This is a genomic window from Caulobacter sp. FWC26 (genome assembly GCF_002742645.2).
In the GTDB taxonomy this organism is placed as follows: domain Bacteria; phylum Pseudomonadota; class Alphaproteobacteria; order Caulobacterales; family Caulobacteraceae; genus Caulobacter.
In genome coordinates this window covers 3,609,803-3,625,805 of the sequence record NZ_CP033875.1, presented here as the reverse complement: position 1 = coordinate 3,625,805, position 16,003 = coordinate 3,609,803, and the positions used below count along the sequence as shown (strand labels likewise).

Sequence of the window (16,003 nt, the reverse complement as noted above, 5' to 3'; positions counted from 1 at the left end):
TCATGACCCTGACTCTCGTCAAAGCCTGGACCGCCGCCAAGGATCGCCTGAAGAACGCGGGCATCGACCAGCCGTCGATCGACGCGCGCCTGATGCTGGAGGTGGCCGCCGGCGTCACCCGCACCGAGATCGTCACCGATCCCTACCGCGAACTGACCGATGAGCAGATCGCCACGCTGAACGACTATCTGGAGCGCCGCGCCCGCCGCGAGCCGGTCAGCCACATCATCGGCCGCAAGGGCTTCTGGAAGATCCTGCTGCAGGTGAACAAGAACGTCCTGACCCCGCGCCCCGAGACCGAGGTCATTGTCGACGAGGTGCTCAAGGCCTTCCCCGAGAACATGGCCTTCTCGATGCTCGACCTGGGCGTCGGCTCGGGCACGATCCTGCTGGCGGTGCTGGCCGAGCGGCCGGCGGCCAAGGGGCTGGGGATCGACGCGTCCAGCGAGGCCCTGGCCGTGGCGCGCGAGAACGCCGCCAATCTCGACCTCAACAACCGCGCGGCCCTGCTGCACGGCGACTGGACGACGGGCCTGGGCGGCGACAGCTTCGACCTCGTGGTCTCCAATCCGCCCTATATCCCGACCGCCGTCATCGACACGCTTGAGCCCGAGGTTCGCATCCACGAACCGCGCATGGCGCTGGATGGCGGAGCCGACGGTCTGGACGCCTATCGCGAGCTGGCGCCGGAGATTCTGCGCGTGCTGAAGCCCGGCGGAATGTTCGCCGTGGAGATCGGCTACGACCAGTCCCAGGCCGTCGAAGCGCTGTTCCGCGCGGCGGGCGCCACCGAAGTTCGCACGGTCAAGGATCTGTCGACGCACGACCGCGTGGTGCTGGGGGTGAAAAATCCCTTGGAAACCCGGGCGTGAACCGTTAGACGAGTCTCGTCTCCTTCCAGATCGCCGGGTGACGGGAAAAGCAGTCGTCGAGGACGCTTCGGTGTCTGACGTCCGCGATGCTCCCCTGGCAGGCGCGCCCGGTCCGCCGGTCGCCGCGCCGAAAGAGCAGGATGGGGGCTCTACGGAAACCAGAGTCTCTGACACCGAACAGGGTTAGACCCGCCCAGAGACCAGCAAGGCCGGATGCGCCAGCGCAAGACTGACCTCCGGACAGGTTCAGAAGAGAACATGAGAGATTTCAAAGGCATGAAGCGCCAACGCGGCCGCAACAATCGCGGCGGCAACGGCGGCAAGCCTCAGCAGCACAACGCCAACCGCGCGTTCGACTCGAACGGTCCCGAGGGGATCAAGGTCCGCGGCGCGGCCCAGAGCGTGTACGAAAAGTACCAGCAGCTGGCCCGCGACGCGTCCTCGTCCGGCGACCGGGTCCTGGCCGAGAACTATCTGCAGCACGCCGAGCACTATTTCCGGGTCCTGCGCGCCATTCAGCCGAATCGTCCGGTGGCCGACATCGTCGGCAAGGACGTCTACGCCGCCTACGAGATCGACTTCGAGGCCGAGCCGCCGGAAGAGCCGGAAGTCGTCGAGCAACCCGCCGAGAGCCAGGCCGAAGGCGGCGAGGGCGGTGAAGGCGGTGAGCCGCGTCGTGACCGATTTGAAAGCCGCGACCGCGATCGCAACCGGGATCGCGACCGCAACTTCGAAGGCCGCGACCGGGATCGCAATCGCGACCGCGACGACCGCCCGCGCGAGGGCCGCGACCGCTGGCGCGACCGTGATGATCGTCCGCGTGATGACCGTCCTCGCGACGATCGTCCCCGTGACGACCGCCCGCGCGACGACCGCCCTCGGGATGACCGCCCCCGGGATGAGCGTCCGCGTGAAGATCGTTTCCGTGACCGTGACGACCGCCCGCGCGATGATCGTCCGCGCGAGGATCGCCCGGCGGTCGAGGGCGACCAGCCGCAGGGTGAAGGCGAGTACCGCGAGGGCCGCCGCCGCCGTGACCGTAACCGAGATCGGGATCGCGACTGGCAGCCGCGCGGCGAGCGCGACCCGCTGGCCGTGATCGAGCCGGAAGCCTCCCCGCTGACCGCCGAGGCGCCGGCCGGTGAAGGTTCGCCGGTGCTGCGCGGCCAGGACGGCGCCGTCAGCCACGCCCCCGCGTTCCTCGGCCGCAAGACCGAGCGCGCCGAAGCCGCCCCGGCCGCCGAAGCTCCGGCCTCGGACGAAGGCGAAGAGGTCAAGAAGCCCCGCCGCCGCCGCGCGCCGCGCAGCTTCGAGGCCGCCGAAGGCGCGCCGACGGGTTCGGAGTCCGAGGAGGCTTAAAAGCGCCCCGCTTTCGAATCGAAATTGAAGCCCTGTTCCTCGCCCAGGAACGGGGCTTTTTTCTTGATGTTTATCAATTCTCCTTAAGGTTGTATTTCGCTCTAGCCGTGCGTCAACATCGGCGATAGGCTCGTCGTCTGACCGAGCCGAGACCCTTGCGCATGGCGACTAAACTGACCGCTCCACGGACGCGCGCGACCCGCGCGGCGGTGGACGCGCGCTACCGGGCGATCGTCGACACCGCCGTGGACGCCATCGTCGTGATCGATGAGCAAGGCCGGGTCGAGGCCTTCAACCCCGCCGCCGAGCGTCTGTTCGGCTATTCGGCGGCCGATATGGTCGGCCAGAACGTCAACATCCTCATGCCAGAGCCTTATCACGGCGAACATGACGGCTATCTGGCCCGTTATCGCGACACTGGAGAGCGGCGCATCATCGGCATCGGTCGCGAGGTCGAGGGGCGGCGCAGCGACGGGACCACCTTTCCGCTGGAGCTGTCGATCGCGGAATGGAACGACGGCAAACGCCGCTTCTTCACCGGCGTGATGCGTGACGTCACCGACCGCCGGCGCGCGGAGGAGCTGCAACGGCTGATGATCAACGAACTGAACCACCGGGTGAAGAACACCCTGGCCACGGTGCAGTCGGTGGCCGGCCAGACCCTGCGCAACGCCGAGACCCTGGAGGACGCCCGCGACAGCCTGACCCGGCGGCTGCTGGCCCTGTCGCGCGGTCACGACATTCTCACCGCCGAAAGCTGGGACGGTGCGGCGTTGGGTGACATTGTCGGCGCGGTGGTCGCAGCCCATGGTGAGGCCGAGCGTTTCAGTGTGGATGGAACCGCCATTAGACTCGCCCCCAAGCCCGCGCTGGCGCTGTCGATGGCGCTACATGAGCTAATGACGAACGCGACGAAGTACGGCGCGCTTTCCAATGCTGCGGGCCAGGTAAGGATTACCTGGAGACGCGAGGCGGGGGAGGGCGGCGACCGCCTTAAACTGATCTGGGAGGAAGCCCATGGGCCCACTGTCTCGCCCCCGACCCGGCAGGGCTTTGGGACCCGCCTCATCACCGGGGGGCTCGCCCGGGAACTCGGGGGGGAGGTCCGGCTCGACTATCCGGCGAGCGGCGTCGTCTGCGAGATCGACGCACGGCTCGGCAAGACCGGCGAGTCTAACCGTTTCTTCCGAGGTGCGGCCTGAACCTGTCCGTATCCTGGTGGTCGAGGACGAGCTGTTCGTGGCCATGCTGGTCGAGGATCTGCTGAGCGATCTGGGCTGCACCGTGGTGGGCCCCGCCTCCTCGGCGCGGGAGGCGGTGGCGGCGGCCGAGGCCGAGGGCTTCGACCTGGCCTTGCTGGACGTGAACCTCGGCGACGGCGAGACCTCGTTTCGCGCCGCCGAGATCCTGCGCGAGCGCGGCGTGCCTTTCGCCTTCGTCACCGGCTATGGCGACCAGGGGGTGCGTCCGGATCTGCGCGACGCGCCGATCCTGTCCAAGCCCATCGACCCGCGCCAGCTGGCCAAGGTGATCGCCAGGCTTGGCGAGGGCTGAGCTTAAGCGTTCCGGTTGCGTCCCGGACCCGCGCCGGAGATAAGGCTTGTGTCGACTCTGAAACACAGTCCGCCGAGCCCATGACCCTTCCGCGCCTGATCCTTCCGCTGCTGATGGCCGCCGCGTTCGCGCTGGGCGGCTGCGCCTACAATGCCGATCTGGGGCGCGACCAGTTGTTGATCGTCAACGACAACAGCCTGGCCGCTCAGGGCGAGAAGGCCTGGGCCGATGCGCTGCGCACGAGCTACATCTCCAAGGAACCGCGCAAGAACGCGCGGGTTCAGGCGGTGGGGCAACGAGTGATCACCGCCGCCGGCCTGGCGGGACGGCCCTGGGAATATGCCGTCTTCCTGGACGAGGCCCCCAACGCCTTCGTGCTGCCGGGCGGTCATGTCGGCGTGACGGTCGGTCTGCTGACCCTGGTCGAGAACGACGACCAGCTGGCCGCCGTGATCGGTCACGAGGCCGGTCACGTCGTGGCCCGCCACGCGGCCGAACGGGTGTCGCAGGAGACCACCTCGAAGGTCCTGCTGGGGATCGCCAGCGCGGCGGCCGGCAAGACCGACCTTGGCAAGCTGCTCAAGGATCACGGCGACGATGCGGCGCGCTATGGCGTGCTGCTGCCGTTCTCGCGAAAGCAGGAGCTGGAGGCCGACAAGCTGGGCGTCGACTTCATGCAGCGCGCCGGCTACCGCCCTCGCGAGGCGGTGAAGCTGTGGCGCAACATGCAGGCGCTGGACGGCGGCAAGGCCGGGGGGGAGCTGGGCTCGACCCACCCTTCGGACGCCGTACGGATCCAGGAACTGGAACGATATCTGGCCAGCAAGGGCTGGTGAGGCTTGTGTGGCTGATGGGCCACACCTACATCCCCTTTCGGAGCGTGAGGGTCAGGCCGATGGCTGACCTGCTCGAAGCGCTCCGCAGTGTCTGAAGCCGGATGCGTTGTGCTTGATCAAGGCAGCGCGTCCTGATCCGCCTAGTTGAGGGGACATCATGAATATCGACCTCTATTCCGATCGCGCCAAGCAGGCTGTCCAGTCGGCCCAGAGCCTGGCGCTCGCGCGCGGCCACCAGCAATTCGCGCCCGAACACATCCTGAAGGTCCTGCTCGAGGAAAAGGACGGGCTGTCCCGCGCCCTGATCCAGAGCGCCGGCGGCCGCCCCGACCAGCTGGACGGCGGCGTCGAGACCCTGCTGGCCAAGACCCCGCGCGTCGACGGCGCCGGCGGCCAGCTCTACATGAAGCCCGACACCGCCCGCGTCTTCGCCGAGGCCGAGAAGTCGGCCAAGGCGGCGGGCGACGCCTTCGTCACGACCGAGCGCCTGCTGATCGCCATCGCCAAGGAAGGCGGCGACGCCGCCAAGCTGTTCAAGGAAGCCGGCGTCTCGGCCCAGAGCCTGGAGACCGCCGCCAACGCCCTGCGCAAGGGCCGCACCGCCGACAGCGCCAACGCCGAGGAAGGCTATGACGCGCTCAAGCGCTACGCCCGCGACCTGACGGCCGCCGCGCGCGACGGCAAGCTCGACCCCGTGATCGGCCGCGACGAAGAGATCCGCCGCACGATCCAGGTCCTGTCGCGCCGCACCAAGAACAACCCCGTGCTCATCGGTGAGCCCGGCGTCGGCAAGACCGCCATCGTCGAGGGCCTGGCCCTGCGCATCGTCAACGGCGACGTTCCCGAAAGCCTGAAGGACAAGAAGCTCCTGTCGCTCGACATGGGCAGCCTGATCGCTGGCGCGAAGTATCGCGGCGAGTTCGAGGAGCGGCTGAAGGCCGTGCTCGGCGAAGTCACCGCCGCCGAGGGCTCGATCATCCTGTTCATCGACGAGATGCACACCCTGGTCGGGGCTGGCAAGACCGACGGGGCCATGGACGCCTCGAACCTCTTGAAGCCCGCCCTGGCGCGGGGCGAGCTGCACTGCGTCGGCGCCACCACGCTGGACGAGTACCGCAAGCACGTCGAGAAGGACGCGGCCCTGGCCCGTCGCTTCCAGCCGGTGTTCGTCACCGAGCCGACGGTCGAGGACACCATCTCGATCCTGCGCGGCCTGAAGGAAAAGTACGAGGTCCACCACGGGGTGCGGATCAGCGACAGCGCCATCGTCGCCGCCGCGACCCTGTCCAACCGCTACATCGCCGACCGCTTCCTGCCCGACAAGGCCATCGACCTGGTGGACGAGGCGTCCAGCCGCGTGCGCATGGCGATCGACTCCAAGCCCGAGGAACTGGACGAGATCGACCGGCGCCTGGTGCAGCTGAAGATCGAGCGCGAAGCCCTCTCGAAGGAAACCGATGCGGCCTCGCGCCAGCGCCTGGAGAACCTGGAGACGGAAATCGACGACCTGCAGTTCCGCAGCGACGAGATGACCGCCCAGTGGAAGGCCGAGAAGGAGAAGGTCGGCGGCGCCGCGCAAGCGCGTGAAGCCCTCGACCGCCTGCGCGCCGACCTGGCCAACGCCCAGCGCGCCGGCGACTTCGCCCGCGCCGGCCAGATCCAGTACGGCGAGATCCCGGCCCTCGAAAAGCGCCTGGCCGAAGCCGAGCAGGGCGACACCCAGGCGCTCACCCCGGAAGTCGTCGACGCCGAGCAGATCGCCGCCGTCGTCAGCCGCTGGACCGGCGTGCCCGTCGAAAAGATGCTGGAAGGCGAGCGCGAGAAGCTGCTCAAGATGGAGGACGAGCTGCGCGGTCGCGTGGTCGGCCAGGACGAGGCCCTGGAAGCCGTCTCCGACGCCGTCCGGCGGGCTCGCGCCGGCCTGCAGGATCCGTCCAAGCCGATCGGCAGCTTCCTGTTCCTGGGCCCGACGGGCGTGGGCAAGACCGAGCTGACCAAGTCTCTGGCCGAATTCCTGTTCGCCGACGAGGCGGCCATCACCCGGATGGACATGTCCGAGTACATGGAAAAGCACTCGGTCAGCCGTCTGATCGGCGCGCCTCCCGGCTATGTCGGCTACGACGAGGGCGGGGCGCTGACCGAGGCCGTCCGCCGCCGTCCGTACCAGGTCGTGCTGTTCGACGAGATCGAGAAGGCTCACCCGGACGTCTTCAACGTGCTGCTGCAGGTGCTGGATGACGGCCGCCTGACCGACGGCCAGGGCCGCACGGTCGACTTCCGCAACACGCTGATCATCATGACCAGCAACCTGGGCGCCGAATATCTGGCCAACCAGGAGGAGGGCGAGGACGTCGAGGCCGTCCGGCCGATGGTGATGAACACGGTGCGCGGCCACTTCCGTCCCGAGTTCCTGAACCGGATCGACGAGATCATCCTGTTCAAGCGCCTGTCGCGCCACAACATGGGCGACATCGTCCGCATCCAGCTGCAGCGGGTCGAAAAGCTGTTGGCCGACCGCCGCATGGCCCTGGCGCTCGACGCCGAGGCCCTGAACTGGCTGGCCGACAAGGGCTACGACCCCGTCTACGGCGCGCGCCCCCTGAAGCGCGTGATCCAGAAGGAGCTGGTCGACCCTATCGCCAAGAAGCTGCTGGCCGGAGAGATCGAAGACGGCGGCGTCATCGCCGTTGGCGTCGAGGACGGCGGTCTGTCGTTCGGGAAAGCGCTGCTGCAGTAGGCGTTTTGAGCCCCTCTCTCTTCGAGAGAGGGAGGGGCCCATCGCCTCCGGCGATGGGAGGGTGAGAGGTTGCACCCCCGGCCGGAGAGATCCGGATCTAAACCGTCATCCCGCGCTTCATGCGCGGGACCCATTCGTCCGCCGCTCGTGAAGTGCGTGTCGAAACTCTCACGTGGAAGCTTAACCATGGGTCCCGCGCATAAAGCGCGGGATGACGATGGTGGGGTTGCTGGAGCTGACGTGACCTCTCACCCTCCCACCGCTTCGCGGCGGGCCCCTCCCTCTCTCGAAGAGAGAGGGGTGCTAAGCCTCCCACTTTCCCGTCGCCGCCCAACGCGGTATCTCCCCGCATGGCCAAGACCACCAAGCTCATCACCGAATTCGACATCGAGGTCGACGGAGACCCCTATGTCTGGCGGCTGCATCGCCTGCCGCAGTGGTCCTATGACCCGTCCGAGCGCCACGGCAAGGTGATCGCCGCGCGGCACAAGGAAGGCCAGCGCGAGGCGATGATCGAGTTCCCGCCCGGCCCCAAGCCCAAGTTCAGCGCCCCGCCGCTGAAGCCCTCGCAGATCCCCGTCCGCATTGTCGCAAAGGCCATCGCCTCGGCCATCGAAGCCGGCTGGGAGCCGCTGTCGCGCGGCAAGCCGGTGGTGATCTATGTCGACGAGGAAGGCGCTTAAGGCCCCTCTGGCCGGCGAGGCCTCCACATCGCCGGCAAAGAAAAGGGCGCTCCACCAAGGGAGCGCCCGTTCACGGCTCGTCCGGCGGGGACGAGGTCTACCCGTAGTGAATGTCGTAGCTGCCCGCGCCCGTGCCGACGGTCAGGCCGGTGACGCCGACCAGCTTGATAAGGCCGTCGCCGAGGTTGGAGCCGCCCCGCATGTTCACCCCGACCAGGCTGTCCTGGCTGTAGACGTAGGTGTCGCCGTTGCAGGTGAAAATGGCCGCGGTGTTGGCGGTGGTGTGGGCCGAGACGTCGATCACCGCCGCCTGCAGTGTGGCCTTGCCGTCGGCGTACTGCTGGACGTTGGCTGAGAGCGTATGAATCACGGCGTCCAGCACCAGGTGGTCGACGCCCTTGGTGAAGCCGATGATTTCGGCCGGAGCGCCGATGGCTTCCGCACCTGCAGCGCCCTTGATCACGAGGTTCGACAAGGAGCCTGTCGTGATCTGCGAGAACAGGCTGGCGCCCAGCGAGATCGTGTCGACGCCCGCACCAAGGTAGAACTTCGAGGCGTCGATGGCGCTGCTGGACGTGGCGGCCGCGAAGACCAGTTTGAGGTTGTTGGTTCCGTCGCCCAGGCGCAGCGTCGATGCGGCCGCGCTGTCGTCGACCAGCCCGCTCGTGGACTTCCCGACCAGGTAGGTCAGGTTCAGGTCGCCGGCCAGGGTCGCATCCACGTTGGTGAAGTTGCCGTCGATCTGCGCCGTCAGCTTTCCCGGGCCGAGGATCGTGAGGTTCGAAAGCGCGTACTCCAGCTGCCAGACCTGTGCATTCGTGGACCAGCCGTAGATCAGGCCCGCCGTGCTGTCGGCGTCGACATGCAGGACCATCGTGCCGTTCATCTTCGTGGCGTCGGCCCCATTGACGGAGAAGCCGATCGCGCCGCCGTCCACCTTATAGGCGCCGAAGGACTCGTAAGCCTCGGTCGTGGCTGCGCCCTTGAAGTTCTGCAGGTGCAGATGCGCCGTCGCCGCGCCGTTGGCCAGGCCGGTCGTGCCGACATAGGCGCCGTTCGGCGTGTCCTTCAGGACCGCGATCTGGCCGCCGCCGAGATTGAAATTGACCCGGCCCTTATCGGCGGGATTGTCGACGACGCTGTAGAAGACGGCGGCGCCCTGGACCAGCGGGGCCGGGCCGGTGGAATGGTAGTACACCGTCTGGAAGCCGCTGATCTCGCCGTCGTAGAAGGTCGAGTCCGTGGCGCCGGTGCGATCGATGTGCAGCACGTTGGCCGTGCCCGTCGCCGTCAGGCTGGTCCCCTTGGCCATGCTGCCCTTGAGCGTCACGACGTTGCTGTCGCCCGCCAGGGTGACGGTCCCGTACTGGGCCGGAACGCCCAGGGTCGGGGTCGTGGCCAGCAGGTGGCCCAGGGTGAGCGTGTCGCCGCCGTCGCTGGTCCGGATCGCGCCGAAGGTTCCCAGCGTGACCTTGATCGTATCGCGGCCAGCCCCGGCGTCGATGGTCACGCCGCCCGCGATGTCGCCGGTCACGGTGATGGTGTCGTTGTTGGCGCTCGACTTCAGGCCTGCGTCCGATGCGGTCGGCGAGACGGACTTGTCGCCGGCGACCGTCAGGGTGACGCCCGCCGTGCCCGGCGCCGGCGGCGAACCATAGGCGACCAGCAGGTCGCTGCGGAACTGCGCCACGCCGTCGTCGCCAAGGTCGGCCAGAAAGGCGTTGTTGGCCGTGGCGTAGGGGCCGATGTTCTCCTTGGCGGCGACCGACAACAGCCAGCCGACGATGGCGGCCTTTGTGCCCTGGCCCTCCAACCCGTCGCGGGCGAAGGCGGCGAAATAGGCCTGGCGTGTGAAGGTCCCGCCCTGGCCGTCCGGCACCATGTCGCCCAGCAGACCGTCGACCTTGGTCTGGCTGGGGACGACGCCGAAGATCTCGGTATAGGCCTTGATCAGGCTGTCTCGGGTGCTGAGCGCGCCGTAGTTGGCGTTGAACCAGGCCGCGCCTTCGCCGGCCTTGCCCAGGTTCATGGCGAAGTTGATGAACCGATTTTCGACGTTGAAGGTCTTGTAGTAGTCCGAATTCAGGTTCGTCGTGTTCGGCCCGGTCGGGGACACCAGGTAGTCGAAGCCGCCGGCCCCCGGCACGCCGGGCGTGAAGAAGCTGTAGGCCATGCTGGCGACGGTGGTGGTCTCCAGGGCCAGCTTGGCGATCTGGGTGCGCGCGTCCGCGACGCTGAGCGCGCCGCTGTCGATCTGGCTCGAGAGGTTGGTCAGCAGCGTCTGGTGCGCCGCTGGAATGTGCGCGGCGTCCGTCCGAAGGATGTTGCCGTAGTAGATCTTCAGGACCTGCGCGGTCGTAGCCATGATGCGCGAACTCCAATCCCTCGCCTTCCGGCGAACTCAGCCCCCGTCTCAGCCTATATAGAGTTTACTAAACACCCTCAAGCTGAGCTGTGAGGAAAAGCTGTCCCAGGGTCGAGAGGGGGACCTGCAAGCCTATCGCCGCTTCAGCTTCGCCAGCGCCGTCCGCATGGCGACCGCCTGAGCCGCGGGCTGGGCGGCGCGGTGTTTCTGGGCCTCGGCGACGAGGGGGCCGGTGGCGGCTTCGAGGCGGTCGAAGGCCTCGCGGATCGCGCCGGGCGGCTTGCTGGGCTTGTCGGGCCTGGGGTCCAGGGCCAGCACCTTGCGGGCTTCGCTGGCCAGTTGGCCGCAGACGCGGGCCCGGTCGCGGGCCTTGGCCAGAACGGCCGGATCGTCGCTGGCCTCCACCATCGCCCAGGCGGCGTCGATGGCGTCCATCAGCGTCTGTTGCAGACGATCGCACCAGGTGCGGGTCGAGGGGCGTGTCTGGCTCATGCGCTACAGCATGGGGGCGTGGGCGCGGGCGAGGATAAGAAACCTGCGTTTTTGTGTAAGGCGCTGACTTTGAATGGAAACGCCGGTTACTGAGCGGGGATAAGCGCCATTCCTTAGACCGGCCTCCCCGGCTCTTTTAGACCGATCTCCCCGGCGAATGCCGGGGCCCAGATCGAACCCACCATGGTCTCGAGGCGAGAAAGGCGGCAGGCGCGCCCACCCAAACCGCCCCGGATGGATCTGGACCCCGGCATTCGCCGGGGAGGTCGGGTTTGTTGCAAGGGCTGTGGATAACTTCGCGAAGGATGAGGAATTCACGCCGAACCAACCTCGCTCCGCTGCCCGGATCCAGACAAAAAATCGCGGAACCAAACCCGTCGTCGAACGCTCGCGCGCGGTATAAATGTGATGGAAGATCAATAGTCTAGCTTGGCCCGGAAGCGCCGGAATCGCGCCTCGCTTTGGCCAAGTTCGGCTGTGCGTTTGGTCAGGGCGAGCGTTGCAGGACGGCTCGCACCCCTACCACGGACGAGACCCGAACATGATAGCAAGCAGTAAGACCTTGATGGTCGCCGCCGCCCTGGTGATGGGCGGCCTTACGGTCAGCGGCTGCGCGACCAAGAAGTACGTCAACACCCAGGTCGGCGCGGTCGACCAGCGGGTCACCGCTCAGGGCGCCCAGATCGGCGAACTGGACAAGACCTCCAAGGAAGCCCTGGACCGCGCCATCGCCGCCGGCAAGCTGGCCGAGGGCAAGTTCCAGTATGCGCTGGTGCTAAGCGATGACTCGGTGAAGTTCCCGGTCAACGCCTCGACCCTGTCGCCGGAAGCCGAGCAGCGCCTGGGCGAGTTCGCCGAGAAGCTGAAGGCCGACAACAAGAACGTCTATCTTGAGATCCAGGGCCACACCGACAATTCGGGCGCCCCGAGCTACAACAACGAGCTGGGCGAAAAGCGCGCCGAGGCCGTGCGCAAGTTCCTCAGCATGCACGGCGTGGCCCTGAACCGGATGGCCACGATCTCGTACGGCGAGGACGCTCCGGTGGCGCCCAACGAAACGCGCGAAGGCCGGGCCCAGAACCGCCGCGTCGTCGTGATGGTGCTCAGCTAGTTTCGCGTTCCCGGGCGGGAGGTCTGGTCGGCATCAGGCCAGAGCCCTGTCCGGGCGGCCTCGCCGGCGCGGGTGTGAGCGCCGCGCCGGCGAGACCTTCATTCTAGGCCTTGCTGAAACGATCCGCCGGCCGGTTGCGAGACAGGTTCGGATAGAGCTTGGCCCTGGCGGCTTGTGCGGCGTCCCAGTCGGCGGCCAGGCGTTGCTCCACCTCCAGGAGGTCGGTCTTGTCGGTGAGGTCGGCCTTGACGACCTCGACGGAGCGGCAAGCCGATCACGTCGGTCGACTTCATCTATGCGGCGGGGGCGGAGTCGCTGGATCGCACAGCCTTCATCACCGAGCGTCCGAAAGGCTGATCCGTCTCCGGAAAATGGCTTGCGCCGGGCGAGCTTGGCCTGAAACCTGCGCGACCTGTCGTCCGCGCCGTTCGGAGCCCTCATGCGCCTGCCCATCGCCCTCGCCGCCGGCCTCGTGTTCGCCAGCGCCGCCCAAGCCCAGACGCCCGCCCAGCCCTCGACCGACCAGCCGCTGCTGCGGACCCTGGCCGCGGAGGTCGACCCCAAGGCGCTGGAGAGCACGATCCGGTCGCTGGTCGGTTTCGGCACGCGCCACACCCTGTCGGACACCAAATCCGACAAGCGCGGCATCGGCGCGGCTCGGCGCTGGACCAAGGCCCGCTTCGAGGCCATCTCCAAGGACTGCGGCGGCTGCCTGACCGTCGAGACGCCGTCCCAGGTCGTCACCGGCCGCCGCGTGCCCAATCCGACCGAGGTGATGAACGTTCTGGGGATCCAGAAGGGGACCTCCGACCCCAACCGGGTGATCATCATCGCCGGTCACATCGACAGCCGCGTCACCGACGTCATGGACTTCACCAGTGACGCCCCCGGCGCCAATGACGACGCCTCGGGCGTGGCGGCGGTGCTGGAAGCCGCGCGCGTGCTCTCAAAGCACAAGTTCCCGGCCACGCTGGTCTATGCGGTGCTGTCGGGCGAGGAGCAGGGCCTGTTGGGCGGCAAGATCCTGGCCGACTACGCCCGCGCCCAGGGCTGGAAGGTCGAGGCCGATCTCAACAACGACATCGTCGGTAACAGCCGCGGCCAGAGCGGGGTGATGAACAACACCCAGGTCCGGGTGTTCTCCGAGGGCACCAAGGCGGTCGAGACGCCCGAACAGGCCAACAGCCGCCGCTACAATGGCGGCGAGGTCGACAGCCCCTCGCGCAACCTCGCCCGCTACCTCGACGGCCTGGCCGACCGGTACCTCACCAATTTCGACGTCGTCATGGTCTATCGCACCGACCGCTACGGCCGGGGCGGCGACCAGGTGCCGCTGCTGGAGGCCGGCTATCCGGCCGTGCGCGTGACCGAGGCGGTGGAGAACTACGACCGCCAGCACCAGAACCTGCGCACCGAGAACGGCAAGGCCTATGGCGACACCATCGAGGGCGTCGACTTCGCCTATCTGGCCCAGGTCACCCGGCTGAACACGGTGGCGATGGCGAGCCTCGCCTCGGCCCCGCCGCCGCCGTCGGGCGTCAAGATCGAGGGGGCGGTCAGCGCCGACACCAAGGTCTCCTGGGCCCCCACGCCCGGCGCGGCCGGGCACCGCGTCTGGTGGCGCGTGACGACCGACCCGCAATGGCGCCTGAACCGCTGGGTTCCGGGCCCCGCCGCCACGGCGACCCTGAAGGACGTGGTGATCGACGACTATTTCTTCGGCGTCTCGGCGATCAGCCCGGACGGCTGGGAGAGCCCGATCGTCTTCCCGGGCGCCGCGGGCAGCTTCGAGAGCCCCCCGCCGGCGACGCCGAAGTAAGCGACCCCGCCGTCAATCGGAAAATACTCCGGCGCCCTGGGGCGTTACCGCCCGTCTGGGAGGGGTTCGCGTGATTGTTGCTGCTGTTCCAGGCGTAGCGCCAACACCATGGCCGCCCCGAACAGCGCGCCTTCCAGTCCCGCCGTTACGGCCTGGCTGATCGCGCCGAATGTCGGCTCGCCGAACAGGGCGCCGAGGTGACCGAGGTTCAGTCGGGCGTCGGGGAACTGGGCCTCAAGGGCGGCCAGGCTGCCGCCCATCAGCCGACCGCCCAGCAGCGCCGCGCCCGCACCTGCGGCCCCCGTCAGAAGGGCGCCGGTCAGCAGGGCCGTCCGCCGTCGCCGCGCCTGCGTGATCCAGACCCCGACGCCGATCGCGGCGCCCAGCGCCATGCCCTCGCCGGCGCCTGTCATGGCCTTTGGCGCTGATCCGAACAGCAGAGCAAAGGCGTCCAGCCCCGCCAGCCTGACCAGGCCGCCGATGAGCATTCCGCCGCACGCGCCGCCCAAAGCCTGCCACGCCCCCCGGTATCGCGTTGCGAAGGCCGCCACGCCGACGCCGAAACCGACGCTCGAGCCGCCGATCATGCCGATGACGGCCGTCAGAGCGGCGAGCACGACCAGGCCGGACAGCGCGCCGCCGGCGCCGCCCTCCGCAACGCCTGCGAAGCCATAGGCCAGGCCGCCAACCAGTCCGGCGGCGCCGCCGCCGATTAGGCCGGCTCGGCCCATGCTCAGGAAGCGCGCCAGGGCTTCGCGCCGATCACGTCCTGGACGCGGCTCGAACCGCGCCGCATCGGTGTTGGCGTCATGCGCTTCAGCGGCGGTCACCGACGCGATGAACCGATAGCCATGCCGTGGCACGGTCTCGATGAACCTTGGCCGTCCCGCCTCGTCTCCAAGCGCCTTGCGCAGAGATCGTACGCACTGGGTCAACGCCTCTTCCGTGACCGGAACGCCTTTCCAGACCTCGTCCAGAAGCCGCGCCTTGGTCACCAGCCGCCCTTCCTCGACGACCAGTAGCACCAACGCGTCCAGATAGCGTCCAGACAACTCCACCGGCCGCCCGTCGACAGACAGGCGGCGGTTCGCAGGCTCCAGCACGAAAGGGCCGAAACTGTAGAGGCTGGCCACGGTTTTCAGGGTTTCCTCACGGGGCGCTCAGGACTTTCATCGTCCTCGCCTCCAACGTCCAAGCCTCACCCAAGCGGGAAATGAAGGCAATGACGAACCCTATCGCATCGACCAAGAACGATCGACTTATCTCAGCCCTGCGCCTGATCGGCTGGACGGTGGTTGGGGGGCTGCTGATCGCCCCAGCCATCGCCATGCGGTTTACCGATCAGGTTCAGTGGACGATCTCCGACTTCGTCTTCGCAGGGATCGTTCTCATCGGCGCGGGCGGGATCGCGGAACTGGCGGTGCGCGCCTCGGGCGCGTGGTCGTATCGGTTTGGCGCGGGCCTCGCCGTCCTCGCATCAGCGCTCTTGCTCTGGTTCAACGGTGCGGTTGGCATCATCGGTTCCGAAGACCATCCGGCGAACATTCTCTATCTGGGCGTCATCATCGCCGCCTTTGTGGGCGCTGTGGCCAGTCGGTTTCGCGCGGCGGGCCTGGCGCTGGCCATGGCCTCGGCCGCAGCGCTCCAGGTCATTATCGGCGTTGTTGCGGTTTGGCGGGGTTGGGGCGAGGGCTCCGAGAACTGGCCGCGGCCGGTCATCGTGCTCAGCATCGTCTTCGGCCTGCTCTGGCTTGCCTCTGCGGCCCTTTTCCGTCGGACCGCAGTCGGACACCGCGCCGTAGGATCAGGCGAAGCGACCGAGACCGAACGTCAGGCCTGACAGGTTCACGCCGAGGCTATGGCGCGCTGGCGACGGGCCGCGCCTAAGGGCCTCAGGCGATCAGGTCCGGATCGTTCCGCTTCAGCCAGGCCGCCGCGTAGGAGCACAGTGGGACGATCCGCATGCCCTCCGCCCGCGCCGTCTCGGCGACCTTCGACATCAGGCGGCCGGCGGTTCCCTTGCCGCGCAGGGCGGGGTCGGCCTCCACGTGCGGGATCACCAGGCGGTGGCCCGAGCGCTGGTAGTCGGCGAAGGCCAGCAGGCCGTTCTCCTCCAGCTCGTAGCGGGAAAGTTCGGGGTTGTGGCGGAAGCTGTCGGTCATGCCGGATTAACGC

At 67.9% G+C, this 16,003-nt stretch carries 14 protein-coding genes and 1 pseudogene; 11 read left to right on the top strand and 4 right to left on the bottom strand.

What is annotated here, in order from left to right; genetic code table 11:
• Positions 1 to 2: 2 nt before the first annotated feature.
• From prmC to CSW63_RS18770, 8 genes and pseudogenes are all read left to right on the top strand, one after another.
• The gene (prmC, locus tag CSW63_RS18805; RefSeq protein WP_062099814.1) at positions 3 to 872 is read left to right on the top strand and encodes a peptide chain release factor N(5)-glutamine methyltransferase; all 870 of its coding nucleotides are present in this window, start codon (positions 3 to 5) and stop codon (positions 870 to 872) included.
• Between the two features lie 37 nt (positions 873 to 909).
• Positions 910 to 1,134 (top strand): annotated as a pseudogene (locus CSW63_RS18800) (hypothetical protein).
• The gene (locus CSW63_RS18795) at positions 1,131 to 2,231 is read left to right on the top strand and encodes a DUF4167 domain-containing protein (protein ID WP_062099813.1); all 1,101 of its coding nucleotides are present in this window, start codon (positions 1,131 to 1,133) and stop codon (positions 2,229 to 2,231) included. Before CSW63_RS18800 ends, CSW63_RS18795 begins: the two are co-directional and overlap by 4 nt.
• Positions 2,232 to 2,392: 161 nt before the next feature.
• Positions 2,393 to 3,433: a sensor histidine kinase gene (locus tag CSW63_RS18790; RefSeq protein ID WP_062099812.1), complete on the top strand. Its 1,041-nt coding sequence runs from the start codon at positions 2,393 to 2,395 to the stop codon at positions 3,431 to 3,433.
• Positions 3,423 to 3,785 carry a response regulator gene (locus CSW63_RS18785; RefSeq protein WP_255357790.1) on the top strand — a complete coding sequence of 121 codons (363 nt, stop codon included), beginning with the start codon at positions 3,423 to 3,425 and terminating at the stop codon, positions 3,783 to 3,785. The genes CSW63_RS18790 and CSW63_RS18785 overlap by 11 nt, the downstream gene beginning before the upstream one ends.
• Positions 3,786 to 3,865: 80 nt before the next feature.
• Positions 3,866 to 4,621, top strand: a complete 756-nt coding sequence (locus CSW63_RS18780; protein WP_062099811.1) for a M48 family metallopeptidase — start codon at positions 3,866 to 3,868, stop codon at positions 4,619 to 4,621.
• A 157-nt stretch (positions 4,622 to 4,778) separates the two neighbouring features.
• Complete coding sequence (clpB, locus tag CSW63_RS18775) at positions 4,779 to 7,358, top strand: ATP-dependent chaperone ClpB (protein ID WP_062099810.1); 2,580 nt, start codon at positions 4,779 to 4,781, stop codon at positions 7,356 to 7,358.
• Between the two features lie 350 nt (positions 7,359 to 7,708).
• Positions 7,709 to 8,041: a hypothetical protein gene (locus CSW63_RS18770; protein ID WP_062099809.1), complete on the top strand. Its 333-nt coding sequence runs from the start codon at positions 7,709 to 7,711 to the stop codon at positions 8,039 to 8,041.
• A gap of 97 nt (positions 8,042 to 8,138) precedes the next feature.
• Here CSW63_RS18770 and CSW63_RS18765 read toward each other — a convergent pair whose 3' ends face one another.
• Together CSW63_RS18765 and CSW63_RS18760 are read right to left on the bottom strand one after the other, a co-directional pair.
• Positions 8,139 to 10,406, bottom strand: coding sequence for a hypothetical protein (locus CSW63_RS18765; RefSeq protein WP_062099808.1), 2,268 nt, complete (start codon positions 10,404 to 10,406; stop codon positions 8,139 to 8,141).
• Positions 10,407 to 10,538: 132 nt separating this feature from the next.
• A complete protein-coding gene (locus tag CSW63_RS18760) occupies positions 10,539 to 10,898 on the bottom strand; it encodes a hypothetical protein (RefSeq protein ID WP_062099807.1) in 360 nt (119 codons plus the stop codon).
• 541 nt (positions 10,899 to 11,439) lie between these two features.
• On the opposite strand from CSW63_RS18760, the gene CSW63_RS18755 reads away from it, so the two are divergent.
• Together CSW63_RS18755 and CSW63_RS18745 are read left to right on the top strand one after the other, a co-directional pair.
• A complete protein-coding gene (locus tag CSW63_RS18755) occupies positions 11,440 to 12,009 on the top strand; it encodes an OmpA family protein (protein WP_171012788.1) in 570 nt (189 codons plus the stop codon).
• A gap of 439 nt (positions 12,010 to 12,448) precedes the next feature.
• Positions 12,449 to 13,828, top strand: a complete 1,380-nt coding sequence (locus CSW63_RS18745) for a M28 family metallopeptidase (protein WP_062099806.1) — start codon at positions 12,449 to 12,451, stop codon at positions 13,826 to 13,828.
• Between the two features lie 44 nt (positions 13,829 to 13,872).
• Here the strand turns inward: CSW63_RS18745 and CSW63_RS18740 are convergent, their stop codons facing one another.
• Positions 13,873 to 14,961 (bottom strand): transcriptional regulator, encoded by a 1,089-nt coding sequence (locus CSW63_RS18740; protein ID WP_099503093.1) that lies wholly within the window; start codon positions 14,959 to 14,961, stop codon positions 13,873 to 13,875.
• An 89-nt stretch (positions 14,962 to 15,050) separates the two neighbouring features.
• On the opposite strand from CSW63_RS18740, the gene CSW63_RS18735 reads away from it, so the two are divergent.
• Positions 15,051 to 15,668, top strand: a complete 618-nt coding sequence (locus CSW63_RS18735) for a hypothetical protein (protein ID WP_099503095.1) — start codon at positions 15,051 to 15,053, stop codon at positions 15,666 to 15,668.
• 52 nt (positions 15,669 to 15,720) lie between these two features.
• Here the strand turns inward: CSW63_RS18735 and CSW63_RS18730 are convergent, their stop codons facing one another.
• Positions 15,721 to 15,990, bottom strand: a complete 270-nt coding sequence (locus CSW63_RS18730) for a GNAT family N-acetyltransferase (protein WP_062098682.1) — start codon at positions 15,988 to 15,990, stop codon at positions 15,721 to 15,723.
• Between the last annotated feature and the right edge of the window lie 13 nt (positions 15,991 to 16,003).